21 protein-coding genes are annotated in these 17,741 nt (G+C 62.3%); 12 read left to right on the top strand and 9 right to left on the bottom strand.

Annotation, left to right across the window (positions count from 1 at the left end):
- Positions 1-338 precede the first annotated feature (338 nt).
- Together rhtA and ACNFBR_RS28885 are read left to right on the top strand one after the other, a co-directional pair.
- Positions 339-1,226, top strand: coding sequence for a threonine/homoserine exporter RhtA (rhtA, locus tag ACNFBR_RS28890; RefSeq protein WP_416737849.1), 888 nt, complete (start codon positions 339-341; stop codon positions 1,224-1,226).
- A gap of 190 nt (positions 1,227-1,416) precedes the next feature.
- The gene (locus tag ACNFBR_RS28885; RefSeq protein WP_016714998.1) at positions 1,417-1,698 is read left to right on the top strand and encodes a hypothetical protein; all 282 of its coding nucleotides are present in this window, start codon (positions 1,417-1,419) and stop codon (positions 1,696-1,698) included.
- Between the two features lie 40 nt (positions 1,699-1,738).
- Here ACNFBR_RS28885 and ACNFBR_RS28880 read toward each other — a convergent pair whose 3' ends face one another.
- A complete protein-coding gene (locus ACNFBR_RS28880; protein WP_416737848.1) occupies positions 1,739-3,547 on the bottom strand; it encodes an aminopeptidase P family protein in 1,809 nt (602 codons plus the stop codon).
- A gap of 180 nt (positions 3,548-3,727) precedes the next feature.
- On the opposite strand from ACNFBR_RS28880, the gene ACNFBR_RS28875 reads away from it, so the two are divergent.
- Entirely contained in the window at positions 3,728-4,846 is a 1,119-nt protein-coding gene (locus ACNFBR_RS28875; RefSeq protein WP_416737847.1) for a DUF3182 family protein, read from the top strand.
- On the top strand, positions 4,830-5,600 hold the full coding sequence (locus ACNFBR_RS28870) for an alpha/beta hydrolase family protein (RefSeq protein WP_416737846.1): 771 nt from the start codon (positions 4,830-4,832) through the stop codon (positions 5,598-5,600). The genes ACNFBR_RS28875 and ACNFBR_RS28870 overlap by 17 nt, the downstream gene beginning before the upstream one ends.
- Here the strand turns inward: ACNFBR_RS28870 and ACNFBR_RS28865 are convergent.
- Complete coding sequence (locus ACNFBR_RS28865; protein ID WP_416737845.1) at positions 5,579-5,959, bottom strand: antibiotic biosynthesis monooxygenase; 381 nt, start codon at positions 5,957-5,959, stop codon at positions 5,579-5,581. The genes ACNFBR_RS28870 and ACNFBR_RS28865 overlap by 22 nt on opposite strands.
- A 90-nt stretch (positions 5,960-6,049) precedes the next feature.
- Complete coding sequence (locus ACNFBR_RS28860) at positions 6,050-7,033, bottom strand: GlxA family transcriptional regulator (RefSeq protein ID WP_416737844.1); 984 nt, start codon at positions 7,031-7,033, stop codon at positions 6,050-6,052.
- Between the two features lie 82 nt (positions 7,034-7,115).
- On the opposite strand from ACNFBR_RS28860, the gene ACNFBR_RS28855 reads away from it, so the two are divergent.
- Positions 7,116-7,664 (top strand): cysteine hydrolase family protein, encoded by a 549-nt coding sequence (locus tag ACNFBR_RS28855; RefSeq protein WP_416737843.1) that lies wholly within the window; start codon positions 7,116-7,118, stop codon positions 7,662-7,664.
- Between the two features lie 66 nt (positions 7,665-7,730).
- Here the strand turns inward: ACNFBR_RS28855 and ACNFBR_RS28850 are convergent, their stop codons facing one another.
- Positions 7,731-8,294 (bottom strand): helix-turn-helix domain-containing protein, encoded by a 564-nt coding sequence (locus ACNFBR_RS28850; RefSeq protein WP_416737842.1) that lies wholly within the window; start codon positions 8,292-8,294, stop codon positions 7,731-7,733.
- Positions 8,295-8,378: 84 nt separating this feature from the next.
- Here ACNFBR_RS28850 and ACNFBR_RS28845 point away from each other — a divergent pair, with 84 nt between their 5' ends.
- From ACNFBR_RS28845 to ACNFBR_RS28815, 7 genes are all read left to right on the top strand, one after another.
- Positions 8,379-9,329: a DMT family transporter gene (locus ACNFBR_RS28845; RefSeq protein WP_416737841.1), complete on the top strand. Its 951-nt coding sequence runs from the start codon at positions 8,379-8,381 to the stop codon at positions 9,327-9,329.
- A 149-nt stretch (positions 9,330-9,478) separates the two neighbouring features.
- Complete coding sequence (locus ACNFBR_RS28840) at positions 9,479-12,394, top strand: monovalent cation/H+ antiporter subunit A (RefSeq protein WP_416737840.1); 2,916 nt, start codon at positions 9,479-9,481, stop codon at positions 12,392-12,394.
- Positions 12,394-12,738 carry a Na+/H+ antiporter subunit C gene (locus ACNFBR_RS28835; RefSeq protein ID WP_003250128.1) on the top strand — a complete coding sequence of 115 codons (345 nt, stop codon included), beginning with the start codon at positions 12,394-12,396 and terminating at the stop codon, positions 12,736-12,738. The genes ACNFBR_RS28840 and ACNFBR_RS28835 overlap by 1 nt, the downstream gene beginning before the upstream one ends.
- Positions 12,735-14,414 carry a monovalent cation/H+ antiporter subunit D gene (locus ACNFBR_RS28830; RefSeq protein ID WP_416737839.1) on the top strand — a complete coding sequence of 560 codons (1,680 nt, stop codon included), beginning with the start codon at positions 12,735-12,737 and terminating at the stop codon, positions 14,412-14,414. The genes ACNFBR_RS28835 and ACNFBR_RS28830 overlap by 4 nt, the downstream gene beginning before the upstream one ends.
- Entirely contained in the window at positions 14,411-14,899 is a 489-nt protein-coding gene (locus tag ACNFBR_RS28825) for a Na+/H+ antiporter subunit E (RefSeq protein WP_416737838.1), read from the top strand. The genes ACNFBR_RS28830 and ACNFBR_RS28825 overlap by 4 nt, the downstream gene beginning before the upstream one ends.
- A complete protein-coding gene (locus ACNFBR_RS28820) occupies positions 14,896-15,174 on the top strand; it encodes a K+/H+ antiporter subunit F (RefSeq protein WP_416737837.1) in 279 nt (92 codons plus the stop codon). Before ACNFBR_RS28825 ends, ACNFBR_RS28820 begins: the two co-directional genes overlap by 4 nt.
- Positions 15,171-15,536, top strand: coding sequence for a Na+/H+ antiporter subunit G (locus ACNFBR_RS28815; protein WP_416737836.1), 366 nt, complete (start codon positions 15,171-15,173; stop codon positions 15,534-15,536). The genes ACNFBR_RS28820 and ACNFBR_RS28815 overlap by 4 nt, the downstream gene beginning before the upstream one ends.
- Positions 15,537-15,547: 11 nt before the next feature.
- On the opposite strand, the gene ACNFBR_RS28810 is transcribed toward ACNFBR_RS28815, so the two are convergent.
- From ACNFBR_RS28810 to ACNFBR_RS28790, 5 genes are all read right to left on the bottom strand, one after another.
- On the bottom strand, positions 15,548-15,760 hold the full coding sequence (locus ACNFBR_RS28810) for a hypothetical protein (RefSeq protein WP_416737835.1): 213 nt from the start codon (positions 15,758-15,760) through the stop codon (positions 15,548-15,550).
- Entirely contained in the window at positions 15,757-16,227 is a 471-nt protein-coding gene (locus ACNFBR_RS28805) for a hypothetical protein (RefSeq protein ID WP_416737834.1), read from the bottom strand. The genes ACNFBR_RS28810 and ACNFBR_RS28805 overlap by 4 nt, the downstream gene beginning before the upstream one ends.
- A 345-nt stretch (positions 16,228-16,572) precedes the next feature.
- The gene (locus ACNFBR_RS28800; protein WP_012271507.1) at positions 16,573-16,767 is read right to left on the bottom strand and encodes a hypothetical protein; all 195 of its coding nucleotides are present in this window, start codon (positions 16,765-16,767) and stop codon (positions 16,573-16,575) included.
- Positions 16,768-16,943: 176 nt separating this feature from the next.
- Positions 16,944-17,348, bottom strand: coding sequence for a TraR/DksA family transcriptional regulator (locus ACNFBR_RS28795; RefSeq protein ID WP_416737833.1), 405 nt, complete (start codon positions 17,346-17,348; stop codon positions 16,944-16,946).
- A gap of 97 nt (positions 17,349-17,445) precedes the next feature.
- Positions 17,446-17,741: hypothetical protein (locus ACNFBR_RS28790; protein WP_416737832.1), on the bottom strand; the 296-nt coding region annotated here is incomplete at its 5' end.

Here is a 17,741-nt window from a genome sequence, read left to right as displayed (position 1 = left end):
TTGCTTGATTCGATTTGTTAAAGAGCGTTTGGTTAAGAGCTTTTCGTCTCAACCGAGGCGCGCATTCTACGCTTTCCTCTGAGCCTGTCAAGCGTTTATTTTGAAGTTTTTTGCGAGAAACTCGTTTAGCTTCAAACACTTGACCCAACAGGGTGGCTAGCTTTACTTCGCTACCGCGTTGGAGTGGTGCGCATTATAGGGCGCTCTTCAGCGAGGTCAACCTTTAATTTCAATGATTTGAAATATTTCTACCGCAATCGCTTCAGGGCTACCACGCGCCTCACCAATTGCGCACTATATTGCTCACCAGCCACCCATCCAAGGATCGCCGCACCTAAATGAACACCCAGCCCCGCAGCCTGGCCGCCACCCTCTTCCCGATCGGTCTGCTGCTTATTGCCATGGCATCGATTCAGTCCGGTGCCTCCCTGGCCAAGAGCATGTTCCCCATCATCGGCGCACAAGGCACCACCACCCTGCGCCTGATCTTCGCCAGCATCATTATGCTGCTTATATTGCGCCCGTGGCGGGTACGCATGACCGCCAACACATGGCGCAACGTGATCATCTACGGCATGGCGCTGGGCGGTATGAACTTCCTCTTCTATATGGCCCTGCAAACGGTGCCGATCGGTATTGCCGTGGCCCTGGAGTTCACCGGCCCACTGGCCGTGGCAATCTTCTCTTCGCGCCGCCCGATCGATTTCCTGTGGATTGCCCTGGCCATCGCTGGCCTGCTGCTGTTGCTGCCGGCGGGCCACAGTGGCCAGGCGCTCGACCCACTGGGCGCCGCCTATGCGCTGGGCGCAGGGGTGTGCTGGGCCCTATACATCCTGTTCGGGCAACGTGCCGGGGCCGAGCACGGCATCCAAAGTGCAGCCCTAGGGGTGGTAGTCGCTGCCCTGTTCGTCGCCCCCATCGGTATCGCTCACGCGGGTAGCGCACTGCTCACGCCTGCCCTGATCCCCATAGCCCTGGCTGTTGCAGTGCTGTCCACCGCCTTGCCCTACAGCCTGGAAATGGTTGCCCTCACGCGCATCCCTGCGCGCACGTTCGGCACCCTGATGAGCATCGAACCGGCATTTGGCGCATTGTCCGGCCTGCTGTTCCTCGGCGAGGTACTGACGGTTACCCAGTGGCTGGCGATTCTGGCAATCATTGCCGCATCGGTCGGCACTACCCTGTCCATGCGCAAGGAGGCCAGCCCGGCCATCGCGGCAGACTGATATGAGAAATATTTTCATTTAAGACAGGATTAGTGATTGTAGCGGCCCGTCTCGCTGATTAAGCTGTCACAGAATCATCATCTTTAAGATATCTACTGGACCGAACACGGATGCTGGGGAAGTTTCAGGAAGAACCGAAGCGATAACGACAGGGCGTGACAATTGATCTGCCCTGCATTTAAGGACAGGAATGAAACGTATTTTTCTCATCCTGGCCATCTTGGCTATTGCTGGATGTGCCGCCACAGCCAAGACAGAGGTCAAGAGGGGTAAGAAAGGCCTGCATATCAACTGCTCCGGCCTTTCCTCTTCGTGGGACAATTGCTACAGCAAGGCCGCAAGCTCCTGCAGCACGCGCGGTTACCGGGTCATTGCCCGTTCGGGCGATAGCGATGAAGAAGCCGGTGACTACTTGTTCGGCATCAACCCGGCGGGTTACACCAGCCGCAGCATGATCGTCATCTGCAAATAGAGAAAAGGGCAGCTCGCAAGCTGCCCTTTTTCATTTGCCCTTACAACGGTGCGGTACGCGCTTCCAGCCAGGCCAGCGCGCTCCCCTCGAGTAGCGGTGCAAGGCGCTCGCGCACGTTGGCGTGATAGCCGTTCAGCCACTCTACCTCCTCCCGGGTTAGCAGCTCGGGCAGCAGGCAACGGGTATCGATCGGGCACAGCGTCAAGGTCTCGAAGCGCAGAAAGTCGCCGAAAGCACTCTTGCCAGCATCGCGGTTCACCACCAGGTTCTCGATGCGTACACCCCACTGCCCAGGGCGGTATGTACCTGGCTCGATCGAGCTGATCATGCCTGTTTGCATCGCCGTCTGCGGTGCAGGTGCCGCCTGATAGGCAATCACTTGCGGACCTTCGTGCACGTTCATGAAGTAACCCACTCCGTGCCCGGTACCGTGGCCATAGTCGACCTGGTCAGCCCAAATCGGTGCTCGGGCAATGGCATCGAGCAACGGCGACAGCACCCCTCGCGGGAAGGTGGCGCGCGACAGGGCGATCATACCCTTGAGTACCCGGGTGCAATCCTGTTTCTGTTCGCGACTGGGGTTACCGACTGGCACCATACGGGTGATGTCGGTGGTGCCACCCAAGTATTGCCCGCCCGAGTCGATCAGCAGCAACCCATCACCCTCGATGTGCGCATGCGACTGCTCGGTGGCACGGTAATGCGGCATGGCGCCATTGCCATTGAAGGCGGCAATGGTCGAAAAACTCAGCGACACGAAGTTCGCGCGCCGGGCACGCGCGGCACTCAATTGCTCGTCAACCGTGAGCTCGGTAATAACCTCCTGGCCGAGGTTGGCCTCGAACCAGGCGAAGAATTCGCACAGGGCTGCGCCATCCTGCTCCATGACCTGGCGGATATGCACCAGGTCATCGTCACTTTTGCAGGACTTGCTCAGGGTGGTGGGGTTGAGCCCCTCGACCAGCATGACCTCTGCCGCCAAGTTGTCCAGTAGGCCGCAGGTAACCCGAGCCGGATCCACCAGCAGCCGCTCACCGGCAGGAATGGCGCCTAACGCCTTGCCTGCCTCGCTGTAGTCGCGCACCTCGATGCCGTCGACCTCCAGCACCTGGCGCAGGTGCGCGTCGACCTTATCCTGGCCCACGAACAGGATCGCCTGCTGCGGGTTGATCAGGGCAAAGGCCAGGAATACCGGGTTATAGGAAACATCACTACCGCGCAGGTTGAACAACCAGGCGATGTCATCGAGTGTAGCGATAAAGTGCCAGTCGGCCCCTTTGGCCTGGATGCCGTGGCGCAACTGCGCCAGCTTTTCCGCCCGGTTCACCGTGGCGTGCGGCGGCAAGTGCTGGTACACCGGGTTGGCTGGCAGCCCCGGGCGCCCGTCCCAAACCTGGCCCAGCAGGTCCTTGTCGGTCACCAGCCGCGCCCCATATGCCTTCAGCCGCTCACCCAGCTGGCGCGCCGACGCCAGGGCCATGACCGCCCCATCCACCGCGACGCTACGGTTAGCCTCGATGTTATCGCCCAGCCACTCCAGCGCCCCGGGTTTGCCCGGCAGCAGTTTCATCAACTCGATGCCGCTGCCCGCCAGTTCGTACTCCGCCTGCTCCCAATAGCGGCTATCGACCCACAACCCGGCGAACCCAGAGGTGACCACCAACGTACCAACCGAGCCATGGAACCCCGACAGCCACTGGCGCCCCTGCCAATAACCGGGCAAGTATTCGGAAAGATGGGGGTCGGCCGAGGGTACCAGCAAGGCATCGATGCCCCCTGCCGCCATGGCCTGGCGCACGTGCGCCAGTCGCTGTGGCACGCTTTGCTCAAGGGTGGTCTGGACGTTCATGCGCTCTCCTGCGGCTACATCGTGGTTGATCCAATATGCCGATAATGGAACAGCCACCAAAGCCCTGCAATCGCCCCAGCGTAATCAGGACGCTTCCTACAACAGAACCACCGATCACGTTGCGCTGAACTTCCCCACGACACCGGCTTCACACACAGTACATTCATTGCACACAGGCAATTGACCATGCCCAGTGCCAGCGAACCGAAAGCCGGCGTGGTGCTGCTCGACACCCGCGAACACACGCCCGACCATGAGCATGCCGTGCACCTCAAGCTTGCCGACGGCCTGGCCGGGCTGTTGGGCTGCCAACACGTAGCGCCCGCCCATGCACCCACCGCCGCCAATGGCTACTACTACCTGCCTACCGAAACCCTGGTCGGCTCAAAACGGCATGCCGCCTTGGGTATCCGCAGCGAGCAGGATCTGTTTGGCGGACTGGTCGACCATCCCTATATGGCGACCAAGGCGATTTCCCACCCTTTGCCGGCCGGGGCCAGCTTCCCGCCTGGCTGGACCGATGAATTCGCCCGGCAGGCAAGCGACGCTTTGCTGCGCGGCTATACCGTGTTCAGCAAAGCCGATGCGCGCACCGCCGCACAACTGCTGCTGCTCGACGGCCCCCTGCGAGTCAAGCCCGTACTGGCCTGCGCAGGCCGCGGGCAGCAGGTCATCACCACGACGAACGCACTGGAGCCCCTGCTGGCGGGCATGGATGAGCAGCAGCTGGCACTGTGGGGACTGGTACTCGAAGAAGACCTGAGCGATGTGCAAACCTTCAGCGTCGGCCAAGTGCGCGTCGCCGGCCTGACCTGCAGCTATCACGGCACCCAGCAACTGACCCATGACCATCAGGGCACCGAGGTGTACGGTGGTTCCGACCTGGTGGTGGTACGTGGCGACTACCAGGTGCTACTTCAACTCCCGCTGGAAGACCACCTGCGCCTGGCTATCAACCAGGCCATCACCTACGAGCAGGCCGCCGAGCAACACTTTCCTGGTTTCATTGCCTCCCGGCGAAACTACGACATCGCCCGCGGTCTCGATTCGCAAGGCCACCTGCGCAGCGGCGTACTCGAACAATCCTGGCGCCTGGGCGGTGCCAGCAGTGCCGAGTTGCTGGCCCTGAAGGCGTTTGCCGACGACCCGGCATTGCAGCGGGTACGGGCCTCCACTCATGAAGTGTTCGGCACTCCCGACCTGCCCACAGACGCCACCCTCTTCTACCAAGGAATCGACAGTGAACTCGGACAACTCAGCAAATTTGCGCGGATTCGCGAACATGGCCATTCAGAGTGAAACCGTTGAACTGCAGGTCGAAAATGATCGCATCGCCGGGACCCTGGTCAGCCCCGGCTGCAGGATGCCGGGCATACTATTCGTCCACGGCTGGGGCGGCAGCCAGCAGCGTGACCTGGCACGCGCCCGGCACATTACCGGGCTGGGCTGCGTATGCATGACCTTCGACCTGCGCGGCCATGAAAAGACCGAAAGCCAGCGCCTCACGGTCACCCGTGAGCAAAACCTGCAGGACTTGCTGGTGGCTTACGATCGACTGGTCAGCCACCCGGCCGTCGACAGCAGCGCCATCGCCATCATCGGCAGCAGCTATGGGGGTTACCTGGCTACCCTGCTGACCCGCGAACGCTCAGTCAGATGGCTGGCCCTGCGGGTACCGGCCATGTATTGGGACGACGACTGGGGCAGCCCCAAGCAAACCCTCGACCGCCAGCGCCTGAACGCCTACCGCCAGCGCCCGCTCGGCCCGTCAGACAACCGCGCGTTGGCCGCCTGTGCCGAATTCGGCGGAGATGTGTTGCTGGTGGAGTCCGAGCAGGACGACTACGTGCCGCACAGCACACTGATGAGCTACCGCTCGGCGTTCGTCAGCGCCCATTCGCTCACCCATCGCATCGTCGACGGGGCCGACCACGCCCTGTCCAGCGAAGAGAGCCAGAAAGCCTACAGCTCGATCCTGGCAGCCTGGATCAGCGAAATGGTCATCGGTGCCCGCCTGGACCGTTACCCACACTATGCGCCCTGGTATGCCTGAGGCCCACCCACCTGGCAATGCAGCCCGCCATCGGCCCCGCGCACCAGGCTGCGCAGGGTCTGGTAGGCAGCGAAGTTGACGCCACGCGCCTGATGCTGGCCCAGCAGTTCGAGGAACGATTCCTCGACGAAGTACACCGCCGCCGCCGCCCAAGCCTGGCGCGACTGCCATTGCAGGTACTGCAACACCCGGCTGCCATCGTCGCTGGCCTGGATGCTCACACCCTGCAACCCCTCGCAACACGCCGCCAGCACTTCGCTACGCGCCACCAAGGCCTGAGCCAATACGTGCTGGTACTGGCTCGGCACTTCGTACTCGATCATTTGGGTGAACCATAAAGCATGGGGGTTTGCCGACATCGACGGTCTCCTGGCTACGGGCGTATGCAGCGCGATGCCGAGCAGGGTAAAACCTCAAGCAAAGTCAAGGTCAAGTGGTTTCTTCCTGCCCTACCCGGATACCGCAAAACGCCGCCGATAGTCGCTCGGGGTAAGGCCGGTGACACGCTGGAACACCTTGCGAAACGCGCCCGGATCCTGGTAACCGACACCCCAGGCAATCTGTTCGACATTGCGCCGGGTAAACTCCAGCAAACGGCACGCGCGCCCTACCCTCACCTGCTGGCAGTACTCGGTCGGACGCAGGCCGGTAGCAGCGCGAAAGCGCCGCAAGAAGGTCCGCTCCTCCAGCCCGGCACAGGCAGCCATCGCGGCCAGGTCGGCATCCTGCCCGCCATTACCCTGCAGCCAGTGTTGCACTTTCAACACGGCCTCGTCGCCGTGGTCCAGGCGCGGGTTGAATACAGCCCCGGGCAGCAGTGCCGCCACTGGATCGACGGCCAGGTAGCGGGCGGTCTCCCGTGCCACTGTAGCCCCCAGAAAGCGTTCCAGCAGGCGCAAGCCCAAGTCGGTCCAGGCCATGAGCCCTGCCGAGGTCACGATGTCGCCGTCATCCAGCAACGGCTGCTGGGACTCTACCCGAACCTTGGGGAAGCGCTGGGCAAGCGCTTGCACATAGTTCCAGTGCGTGCAAGCTGGACGCCCGTCGAGCAGGCCGCTGGCGGCAATGAAAAACACCCCGATGCACACCGACGCCAGCACCGTACCCTGCCCATGCAGTTGGCACAGAGACGCACGGTGACGCTCCAGCAGCTCGGCTTGCGGAGCCGATTCCAGGCTCGGTGGAACGATCAGTACGCGCAGGCCCCGCTCGGCAACAACCGGGCTATCCGGAGCAGGCAGCAACTGCCCCAGCGCGTCCACCTGCCAAAAACTGACGCAAATTTTTGGCAGCTCGGCGGCCCCCAGCTCGGCCGCAACCCGGTTCGCCACCAGGAACAGATCGGCCAGACCATACACGGCGGCGCGCTGTACGCCGGGGTACAGCAGCAGGCCGATGTCCAGGCTGGCTGGGGTGTCAGTTTTTGCCCGCATAGTGTCGTTCGCGCCAATCCTCAGGTCAGTGCACACAGCCTATAACTATCGTCTCCCAACGACTACTGCCACAGGAGGCAGCATGAGCAAGCAGGCGCTGATCATCATCGACATCCAGAACGACTACTTCCCGGGCGGCAAGTGGACCCTCGATGGCGCCGACCAGGCGGCCGACAACGCTGCCCGCCTGCTGGCGGCAGCGCGCCAGCGCGGCGACCTGGTGGTGCACGTGCGGCATGAGTTCGACAGCGCCGATGCGCCATTTTTCGCCCCCGGTTCGCAGGGCGCGGCGATCCACGCCAAGGCCGAGCCGGTGGCAGGCGAGCCAGTGGTGCTCAAGCACAAGGTCAACGCGTTCCTCGGCACTGACCTTGAGCACACGCTGGACCGCCATGGCGTCGAAGCCCTGACCATCGTCGGCAGCATGAGCCACATGTGCATCGACGCGGCTACCCGCGCCGCGGCCGACCTGGGCTATGCGGTGACCGTGGCACACGATGCCTGCGCGACCCTGCCGCTGGAGTTCGACGGCAAACAGGTGCCAGCGGCGCAGGTGCATGACTCGGCGATGGCGGCGTTGGCGTTTGCCTATGCCAAGGTGGTGAAGACCGATGAGCTGCTGAAAGGCTGATCGGCCCGAGATTTTTGGGCAGGGTGACGCGGTAGGCTGGGTGATGGTGCAAGCAAGACAGTTGTTTCAAATCACCACGTTGCGCACAAAACGCACAGCCACCGCACCATCGTTGCGGTAGGCATACCGGCAGTTGCTGGGGAACACGTGGAACTGCCCCACCTGCAAACGATGCTCGACACCTTCGATAATCAGTGTCAGCTGCCCTTCAGCCACATAGATCTGCTCGCTCCAGCCTTCGGCATCGGCTTCACTGCAATAGCACTCGCCTGGTGCCAAGGTCCATTCCCAAAGCTCCACCTCGCGCCGCGCCGGGCTGGTGCCAAGCAACACCGCCCGGCTCTGTTGATGTTCACCTGCCCAGGCCAATTCTTCGATACGCCCAGGGTCGCGCAGGTCCGGCGCCTGGATCAGGGTACTGAAGGCCACGCCCAAGGCTTCAGCGATCAGGTCGAGGGTGGTCAAGCTGACATTCTTCTCGCCCGCTTCGATTGCCACCAGCATACGCCGGCTGACTCCGGAGCGTTCGGCAAGCGCCGTCTGGCTCATGCCGACGGCATTGCGCAGGCTGCGTACATTGAGGCTGACATGTTGCAGCACCGATGCTCGGTGCGAAGAATCTTTGTGCACTATATTGCTCACTGGTCAAGTTTGCGCAGTATACTGCCCACTTTGCGGCGATTGTGCGCTGCCTCCCTCCGAGTATGCAAGACCATGAGCCAGCCCAGCAGCAAGCCGACACCCGCCGTTACCTTTCGCCTGAGCAAGGCCGAACTGGTGCTGGTGTTCATCACCATGTTGTGGGGCGGCACCTTCCTGCTGGTGCATAACGTCATGACCGTCAGCGGCCCGATGTTCTTCGTTGGCCTGCGCTTTGCTGCAGCCGCGCTGTTCGTTGGCGTGGTCTCGGCGCGAGCGCTGCCCGGGCTGACCTTTACCGAACTGAAGGCCGGCATGCTGATCGGTGTGTCGATCATGCTCGGCTACGGCTTGCAGACCATGGGCCTGCAAACCATCAGTAGCAGCCAGTCAGCGTTCATTACCGCGCTGTATGTGCCGTTCGTGCCGCTGCTGCAGTGGTTGGTGCTGGGCCGCCGACCTGGGCTGATGCCCAGCATCGGTATCTGCCTGGCATTCGTCGGCCTGATGCTGCTGGCCGGGCCGGAAGGCGGCAGCCTGCACTTCAGCGAGGGCGAACTGGTCACCTTGGTCAGCGCCGTGGCCATCGCCGGCGAGATCATCCTCATCAGCCGCTACGCCGGGCAGGTCGATGTGCGACGGGTCACCGTGGTGCAACTGGCGACCGCTTCGCTGCTGGCGTTCCTGATGATCGTGCCGACCCAGGAGCGCATCCCCGACTTCTCCTGGTTGCTGCTGGCCAGCGCGGTAGGCCTGGGCGCCATGAGCGCAGTGATCCAGGTGGCAATGAACTGGGCGCAAAAGTCGGTTTCCCCCACCCGCGCCACCCTCATCTATGCCGGTGAACCGGTGTGGGCCGGCATCGTCGGGCGCCTCGCCGGCGAGCGTCTGCCGGGCGTGGCACTGCTCGGCGGCCTGCTGATCGTGATCGCGGTGGTGGTCAGCGAACTCAAGGTACGCCGCCCGCGCGAAGTCGACGCTGCACGGGACGAAGAGAACGCCGGCGAACACCAGGCAGGGCTGTAAAGCCGCCAACTACGACTATGCTCTGTAAAAAACTGTTATAAAAAAACAGCTTGTCACAGCCTGTTTGTAGGATTCTGCGACAGCTTGCGTGTTGGTGATCACTCACTCGGCACGTATGATCTTTGCAAACTTCTCCAGAATAGGCCGCTATGTCATTGATAGTGCTATTGCTTCTGCCGTTCGTGGGCAGTTGCCTGGCAGCCGTGCTGCCGCACAACGCACGTAACGCCGAGTCCATTCTTGCCGGGCTCGTAGCCCTGGTCGGTACCGTCCAGGTAGCACTGCTGTACCCTCAGGTTGCCCACGGTGGCGTCATCCGCGAAGAATTCCTGTGGCTACCCAGCCTGGGGTTGAACCTGGTGCTGCGCATGGACGGCTTTGCCTGGCTGTTCTCGTTGCTGGTGCTGGGCATTGGTACGCTGGTGTCGCTATATGCCCGCTACTACATGTCGCCGCAAGACCCGGTACCGCGCTTCTTTGCCTTCTTCCTGGCCTTCATGGGCGCCATGCTCGGTCTGGTGATTTCCGGCAACCTGATCCAGCTGGTGTTCTTCTGGGAGCTGACCAGCCTGTTCTCGTTCCTGCTGATTGGCTACTGGCACCACCGCGCCGACGCTCGCCGCGGCGCCTACATGGCACTGATGGTGACCGGCGCGGGCGGCTTGTGCCTGCTGGTCGGGGCCCTGCTGCTCGGCCATGTGGTGGGCAGCTACGACCTGGACAAGGTCCTGGCTGCCGGCGACACCATCCGCCAGCATGCGCTGTACCCCGTGCTGCTGCCCCTGATCCTCATCGGCGCCCTGAGCAAAAGCGCACAGTTCCCCTTCCATTTCTGGCTGCCCCATGCCATGGCGGCGCCCACCCCGGTATCGGCCTATTTGCACTCCGCCACCATGGTCAAGGCCGGCGTGTTTCTGCTGGCGCGCTTCTGGCCCGTGCTGTCGGGCAGCGAAGAGTGGTTCTGGATCGTCGGCGGTGCCGGCGCCCTCACCCTACTGCTCGGCGCTTTCGCCGCCATGTTCCAGAACGACCTCAAGGGCCTGCTGGCCTATTCGACCATCAGCCACCTGGGCCTGATTACCCTGCTGCTAGGCCTGAACAGCCCGCTGGCTGCCGTTGCCGCCGTGTTCCACATTCTTAACCATGCCACCTTCAAGGCGTCGCTGTTCATGGCAGCCGGCATCATCGACCACGAGAGCGGTACCCGAGACATCCGCCGCCTCAGTGGCCTGATCCGTCTGGTACCGTACACCGCCACGCTGGCCATGGTGGCCAGCGCCTCGATGGCCGGTGTACCGCTGATGAACGGTTTTCTGTCGAAGGAAATGTTCTTCGCCGAAACCGTATTCATCAGCTCCACCGCCTGGGTCGAAGCAACATTGCCAGTGATCGCCACCCTGGCCGGGACCTTCAGCGTGGCTTATGCCCTGCGCTTCACCGTCGATGTGTTCTTCGGGCCGACGGCCCAGGACCTGCCCCATACCCCGCACGAGCCGCCACGCTGGATGCGTGCGCCGGTGGAGCTGCTGGTGCTCACCTGTCTGGTCGTGGGCATCTTCCCTGCCCAGTCGGTCGGCCCGCTGCTGGCAGCCGCGGCCCTGCCCGTAGTGGGCGGCACCCTGCCGGAGTACAGCCTGGCTATCTGGCATGGCTGGAACGCACCGCTGATCATGAGCCTGGTGGCCATGAGCGGCGGCATCGTCCTGTACTTGCTGCTAAGCAAGCAACTGCGCCTAGGCCGCTTCCCCTACCCACCGCTGATCGAGCGTTTCAACGGCAAGCGCCTGTTCGAACACGGCCAGGCTCACCTGATGCTGCTGGCGCGTCGCATCGAACGCCTGTTCACCACCCGTCGCCTGCAGTCGCAACTGTTCATGCTGGTGGTCGCCGCGTTCCTCGCGGGCCTCACGCCCATGCTCTATAGCGGCGTGAGCTGGGGCGACCGGCCGAAGATTCCGGGCTCTGGCGTGTTCGTCGCCCTGTGGCTGATCGCTATTGCCTGCGCCATCGGCGCCGCCTACCAGGCCAAGTACCATCGCCTGGCGGCACTGATCATGGTCAGCGTTTGCGGCCTGATGACCTGCATCACCTTCGTCTGGTTCTCCGCGCCCGACCTGGCCTTGACGCAGCTGGTGGTGGAAGTGGTCACCACGGTGCTGATACTGCTCGGTCTGCGCTGGTTGCCACGGCGTATCGAAGGCGTGTCACCACTACCGGGCAGCCTGGAGCGCGCGCGCATGCGGCGCCTGCGCGACCTGCTGCTGGCGGTACTGGTGGGTGGCGGCATGGCCGTGCTGTCGTATGCCATGCTGACCCGGCCGACGCCCAACGACATTTCCTCGTTCTACCTGAGCCGGGCGCTACCCCAAGGCGGTGGTACCAATGTGGTCAATGTCATGCTGGTCGACTTCCGCGGCTTCGATACCCTGGGTGAAATCACCGTGCTGGTGGCCGTGGCGCTGACCGTGTTCGCCCTGCTGCGGCGCTTCCGCCCGCCGAAGGAGAGCATGCAGCTGCCGGCGCAACAGCGTCAGCTGGCGCCCGACGTGGTCACCGACCTGATCAACCCACGGCATGCCACCGACACTGCACTGGGCTTCATGATGGTGCCAGCGGTACTGGTACGCCTGCTGCTGCCGATCGCCTTGCTGGTCTCGATGTACCTGTTCATGCGCGGGCACAACCAGCCAGGCGGCGGCTTTGTCGCCGGCCTGGTGATGTCGGTGGCGTTCATCCTGCAGTACATGGTGGCTGGCACCCAGTGGGTCGAGGCACAGATGAGCCTGAGGCCACTGCGCTGGATGGGCACCGGGCTGCTGTGCGCGACCCTGACCGGGGTCGGCGCCATGCTGCTTGGCTATCCATTCCTCACCACCCATACCGCCCACCTGCACCTGCCGGTGCTGGGTGACGTGCACGTGGCCAGCGCGCTGTTCTTCGATGTCGGCGTGTACACCGTGGTGGTCGGCTCGACCCTGTTGATCCTCACCGCCCTGGCGCACCAGTCGGTGCGCGCTTACCGCCCGGGCAACCCGGCGAAAACCAGCCAAGCAGGAGCCGCCTGATGGAAGAAGTGATTGCAGTCGCCATCGGCGTGCTGGCCGCCTCGGGGGTGTGGCTGATCCTGCGCCCACGTACCTACCAGGTGATCATGGGCCTGTGCCTGCTGTCGTACGGGGTCAACCTGTTCATTTTCAGCATGGGCAGCCTGTTCATCGGCAAGGAGCCGATCATCAAGGACGGCGTCACCCAGGATCTGCTGCACTATACCGACCCTCTGCCGCAGGCACTGGTGCTTACCGCCATCGTCATCAGCTTCGCCATGACCGCACTTTTTCTGGTGGTGCTGCTGGCCTCACGCGGCCTGACCGGTACCGACCATGTGGATGGCCGGGAGCGTGACGAATGAGTGGTATGAGTCAACTGATCGTCGCACCCATCCTGCTGCCGCTGATCACGGCGGCGGTGATGTTGCTGCTGGGTGAAAAGCACAGGCAAATCAAGGCCCGGCTGAACCTGCTGTCAACCTTCGCTGGCCTGGCCATCGCGGTCTGCCTGCTGCTTTGGGTGCGCACCCAGGGCCAGGCAGAGTCGATCGGCGTTTACCTGCCAGGCAATTGGCCAGCGCCATTCGGTATCGTGCTGGTGGTAGACCACCTGTCCGCGCTATTGCTGACCCTGACCGGTGTCATCGGCTTCAGCGCGCTGCTGTTCGCCCGTGCCCGCTGGGACGGTGCCGGGGCCAGCTTCCATGCGCTGTTCCAGATCCAGCTGATGGGCCTGTATGGGGCCTTCCTCACTGCCGACCTGTTCAACCTGTTCGTGTTCTTCGAAGTGCTGCTCGCCGCCTCGTATGGCTTGCTGCTGCATGGCTCGGGGCGCGCGCGGGTGCGTGCCGGCCTGCACTACATCGCCATCAACCTGTTCGCTTCGTCGTTGTTCCTGATCGGCGCAGCAATGCTGTACGGGGTAACCGGCACTCTGAACATGGCCGACCTGGCGCTGAAGATTCCGCTGGTCCCGGAAGCCGACCGTGGCCTGCTGCATGCCGGCGCGGCAATCCTGGCCATGGCCTTCCTGGTCAAGGCCGGTATCTGGCCACTGAACTTCTGGCTGGTACCCGCCTACGCTTCGGCCAGCGCCCCGGTGGCTGCGCTGTTCGCCATCATGACCAAGGTCGGCCTGTACGCCGTGCTGCGCCTGTGGACGTTGCTGTTCTCCGGGCAGGCCGGGGCTTCGGCGCATTTCGGTGGCGAATGGCTGGTGTACGGCGGCCTGGTCACCCTGGCGGTGGCAGCCGTATCGATCCTGGCTGCACAGCGCCTGGAGCGCATGGCGGCCCTCAGCATCCTGGTCTCGGCCGGCACCCTGCTCGGCGCTGTCGGCTTTGCCCAGTCGGCGCTGACCGGCGCGGCGTTGTTCTATCTGGTCAATTCGACCCTTGCGCTGTGCGCCCTGTTCCTGCTCGCTGAACTGGTCGAACGTTCGCGCTCGGCCAATGAAGCGCCGCTGGATGAAGAAGAGGACGCCATGCCCCCACCGCTGGAGTCGTTGCACCCGCCCAAGGGCATCAACCTCGACGATGATCAGAAGGCGGTAATCGGCCAGATCATCCCGTGGACCATGGCCTTCCTCGGCCTCAGTTTCATCGCCTGCGCGCTGCTGATCATCGGCATGCCACCGCTGTCGGGCTTTGTCGCCAAGCTCAACTTGATCAGTGCGCTGTTCAATCCATTGGGGCTCGGCGTGCCCGCCGAGCAGCCGCTGAGTTCAGCCGGTTGGGGCCTTGTAGCCTTGCTGATCCTGTCCGGCATGGCCTCGCTGATCGCCTTCGGCCGGGTCGGCATCCAGCGTTTCTGGAAACCCGAAGAGCGCCCGTCACCGGTACTGCGCCGCTATGAGTGCCTGCCGATCGTCATCCTGCTCGGCCTGTGCATCATCCTCAGCTTCAAAGCCGAACCGTTGCTGCGCTACACCCAGGACACAGCTGCCAGTTTGCAGGCCCCAGATGCCTATATCGAAGCCGTAATGGCCGCCCGGCCGATTCCTGGCCCTACCTCGCTCGACGCACAGGTGCAGCCATGAATCGACTCTTCCCTGCCCCACTGCTATCGATCTCGCTGTTCGGCCTGTGGCTGCTGCTGAACCTTTCGGTCAGCCCTGGCAACCTGCTGCTGGGTGCAGCACTTGGCATACTGGCGCCGCTGCTGATGGCGCCACTGCGCCCGCAGCATGCCCACGTAAGGCGGCCACTGGTCATCGCACGGCTGATCGGTCGGGTTGGCCTGGATGTGATCACCTCCAACCTGCTGGTGGCGCGAGGTGTGTTGCGTGCCAGCAAGCAACCGCCGCGCTCGGCATTCGTGCACATCCCATTGGCCCTGCGCGACCCCCATGGCCTGGCAGCGCTGTCGATGATCACCACGGTAGTGCCTGGCACAGTCTGGTCCGAACTGGCGCTGGACCGCAGCGTGCTGCTGCTGCACGTGTTCGAGCTGGAGGATGAAGCGGCCTTCATCCAGCATTTCAAGGACACCTACGAACGCCCGCTGATGGAGATTTTCCAATGACAGGCCTGCTCGCCAGTGCTGTCCTCGCCAGCCTGTTCATCTTCGCCCTGGCCATGGGCCTGGCACTGATCCGGCTGTTCCGTGGCCCTTCCGCCCAGGACCGAGTGCTGGCGCTGGACTACCTGTACATCCTGGCCATGCTGACCATGCTGGTGCTGGGTATCCGCTATGCCAGTGACACCTACTTCGAAGGTGCCCTGCTGATTGCGCTGTTCGGCTTCGTCGGCTCGTTTGCCCTGGCCAAGTTCCTGCTGCGCGGTGAGGTGATCGAATGACTGAAAACCTGGTACTGCCGTTCTGGCTGGAACTGGTCACCGCCGTGCTGCTGCTGACCGGTAGCCTGTTCGCCTTGATCGGTGCGATAGGCCTGGTACGCCTGAAAGACTACTTCCAGCGAATGCACCCGCCAGCGCTGGCCTCGACCATTGGCGCCTGGTGCGTTGCACTGGCCTCGATCATCTATTTCTCGTGGCTCAAGGACGCACTCGTACTGCACGCCTGGCTGATTCCGATCCTGCTGTCGATCACCGTGCCGGTAACCACGCTGTTGCTTGCACGGGCGGCGTTGTTTCGCAAACGCATGTCGAAAGAGCCGGTACCTGAAGAGGTCAGCAGCGGCCGCGACCGTGGTAACTGAGGGTTGTGGCCTCAGCCCTGGCTGAGGCGCTGCAGCTCGCGTCGCACCATGGCGGCATAAGGCGGTGGGCTGAGGCGATAGAGCTCGGCCGCCACCCAGTTCAACCAGGCGCCTTGCAGCTCCTCACGCCTGGCCAGCAAACGTTCGGCCTCGGCCACGGCATTTTCCTGGTGCTGCCGATGGAACTCGGCCCGCGAGGCAGGCGCGCCGTCGACGTCTGTCATTCACTGGCCTTGAAAGTGGTCAGTTCACCTTTGCGCCATTTGGCAACTTTGCCGGTCACTGCCTTGAGCAACTTGCCCAGGCCTTCCTGCACTTGTTGCTGTGCGGCGAACACCAACATCACGCCATGGCCTTCACGAAACACGATGCCCTCACCTTCGGGCACCGAGACGAAGGCGTAATCGCCCACGCCATACACATTCAACTTGATTTCACGAAAGCGCATTTCCAGCTTGCCACCTTCGCGGCTGGGCAGTACCGCAGCGCGGAAGTGGTCACCGACTTTCAGTTCAAGGCGCTGCTTGTCATCGACCACCAGTGCACTTTCGGTGTCGATTTCGGCCATGTACAGGCCTTCGGGATTCTGTTCGGTGACATAGATGAAGCGGCCCTGGAACAGGTGAGCCAATTTACCGCGCAAGTCGCCCAGGGCGAACAACGCGTGAGTATCAAGTGTGCTGACTGCCAATGAAGTAATCCTCAACCGGTTACAACCCGCCCTCACCCAAGCTCGGGGAGGCACGGCCATTTCTTATCGATAGGCGAAAAGAGTAATAAAGCGATATACGAAATGTCTGTGCCCGCTGACGATGCAGCGCGCAGGAATCTTTACTCTGGTTTGCCAGATTCGCCCTCAACCGAAGGCGTTTGGCTCATTCACGGCCTGGGAAGCGTGATGCCTGAGATCACTCGCCAGAAAACGCAACCCTAGGAGTGAGCCTGCAAGAAGACAAGCCTTGGCATCCATGTGCGCATTACTGTAGGACAAATATGCCCGAAAACACCGAAACCCGTCGAGGGGCAATGAACATTTTCAGGCAGCCAGCCCTTTCTTCAATTGCTGCTGCCAGGCAGCCTGGCACTCCAGCGCTTCTTCACGCGTGGCGAACGCGGTGCCACGGCGTTCGCCATTGACCAGCACCACCCAGCAGATGCGCTTGCCCAGCGCCTGCAAGGTAGCCGGTACACCAGAACCAATCATCACGGCCACATCGACTCGGCTATTCATCATTCCCTCCGGAATTTAATTAGCACCCTAACGATAAGGCCATGATACGCCTGGCTGTGGCGAGAAAACAGCGCATGCTGGCACAGCAGTGTTGCTTATGGCGCAACAAAAGGTGCCAACAAGAAGCACAAAAAGCCCCAGGGATTGCTCCGAGGGGCTTTGCACCGCGCGCGGGTTTATACCTGGCGCTGGTGGCGGTCGAGCTGCTCGTGGCGTTCCTGGGCTTCGATGCAGTACTTGGTGGTCGGGCTGATCAGCAGGCGCTTCAGGCCGATTGGCTCACCACTGTCATCGCACCAACCGAAGCTTTCGTCGGAAATGCGGTCCAGGGCCATTTCCAGCTGTGGCAGCAGGCGTTGGTCGCGGTCGATGGCATTTACCAGCCAGCTACGCTCTTCCTCGACCGAGGCTACGTCGGCAGGGTCCGACGGGGTGTCCAGGCCTTCGATGGTGGTGCGGCTGAGCTCGATGCGTGCATGGGTTTCGACTTTCATCGCCTGCAGCAGCTCAGTGAAGAAGGCCAGCTGGTCGGCATTCATGTAGTCATCGGCCGACATGGCCAGCAACTGTTCCTTGGTCATCGATTTCTCTATGAAAAAATGTGCATTTGGGCGATTCATGTGCCGCCGAGGCCTTGGCATCGGCAGCGGAATTCTTCAAGCGCCAACCGGCACTCTTTTACAGGGGGCGGCAGTCTAAGGCGCCACGTCGCGTGGAGCAACTGCAAATGGGTGCGAATTTGCTTCCGGTGCTTACAATCCGCCGGTCGGCACCTCGGCTGCACTGCAGCGCCTGCAGTAAACTGTGATTCTGTCCGCAGCCATAGCCACAGCCGTAGCTCTTGATCTTGATCTTGATCTTGCTCTTGCTCTTGCTCTTGCTCTTGCTCTTGCTCTTGCTCTTGCTCTTGCTCTTGCTCTTGCTCTTGCTCTTGCTCTTGCTCTTGCTCTTGCTCTTGCTCTTGCTCTTGCTCT

Source organism: Pseudomonas sp. NY11955, from assembly GCF_048068035.1.
In the GTDB taxonomy this organism is placed as follows: Bacteria; Pseudomonadota; Gammaproteobacteria; order Pseudomonadales; family Pseudomonadaceae; genus Aquipseudomonas.
Note: the sequence above shows the minus strand (reverse complement) of the source record. Positions and strands in the feature narration are given on the sequence as shown.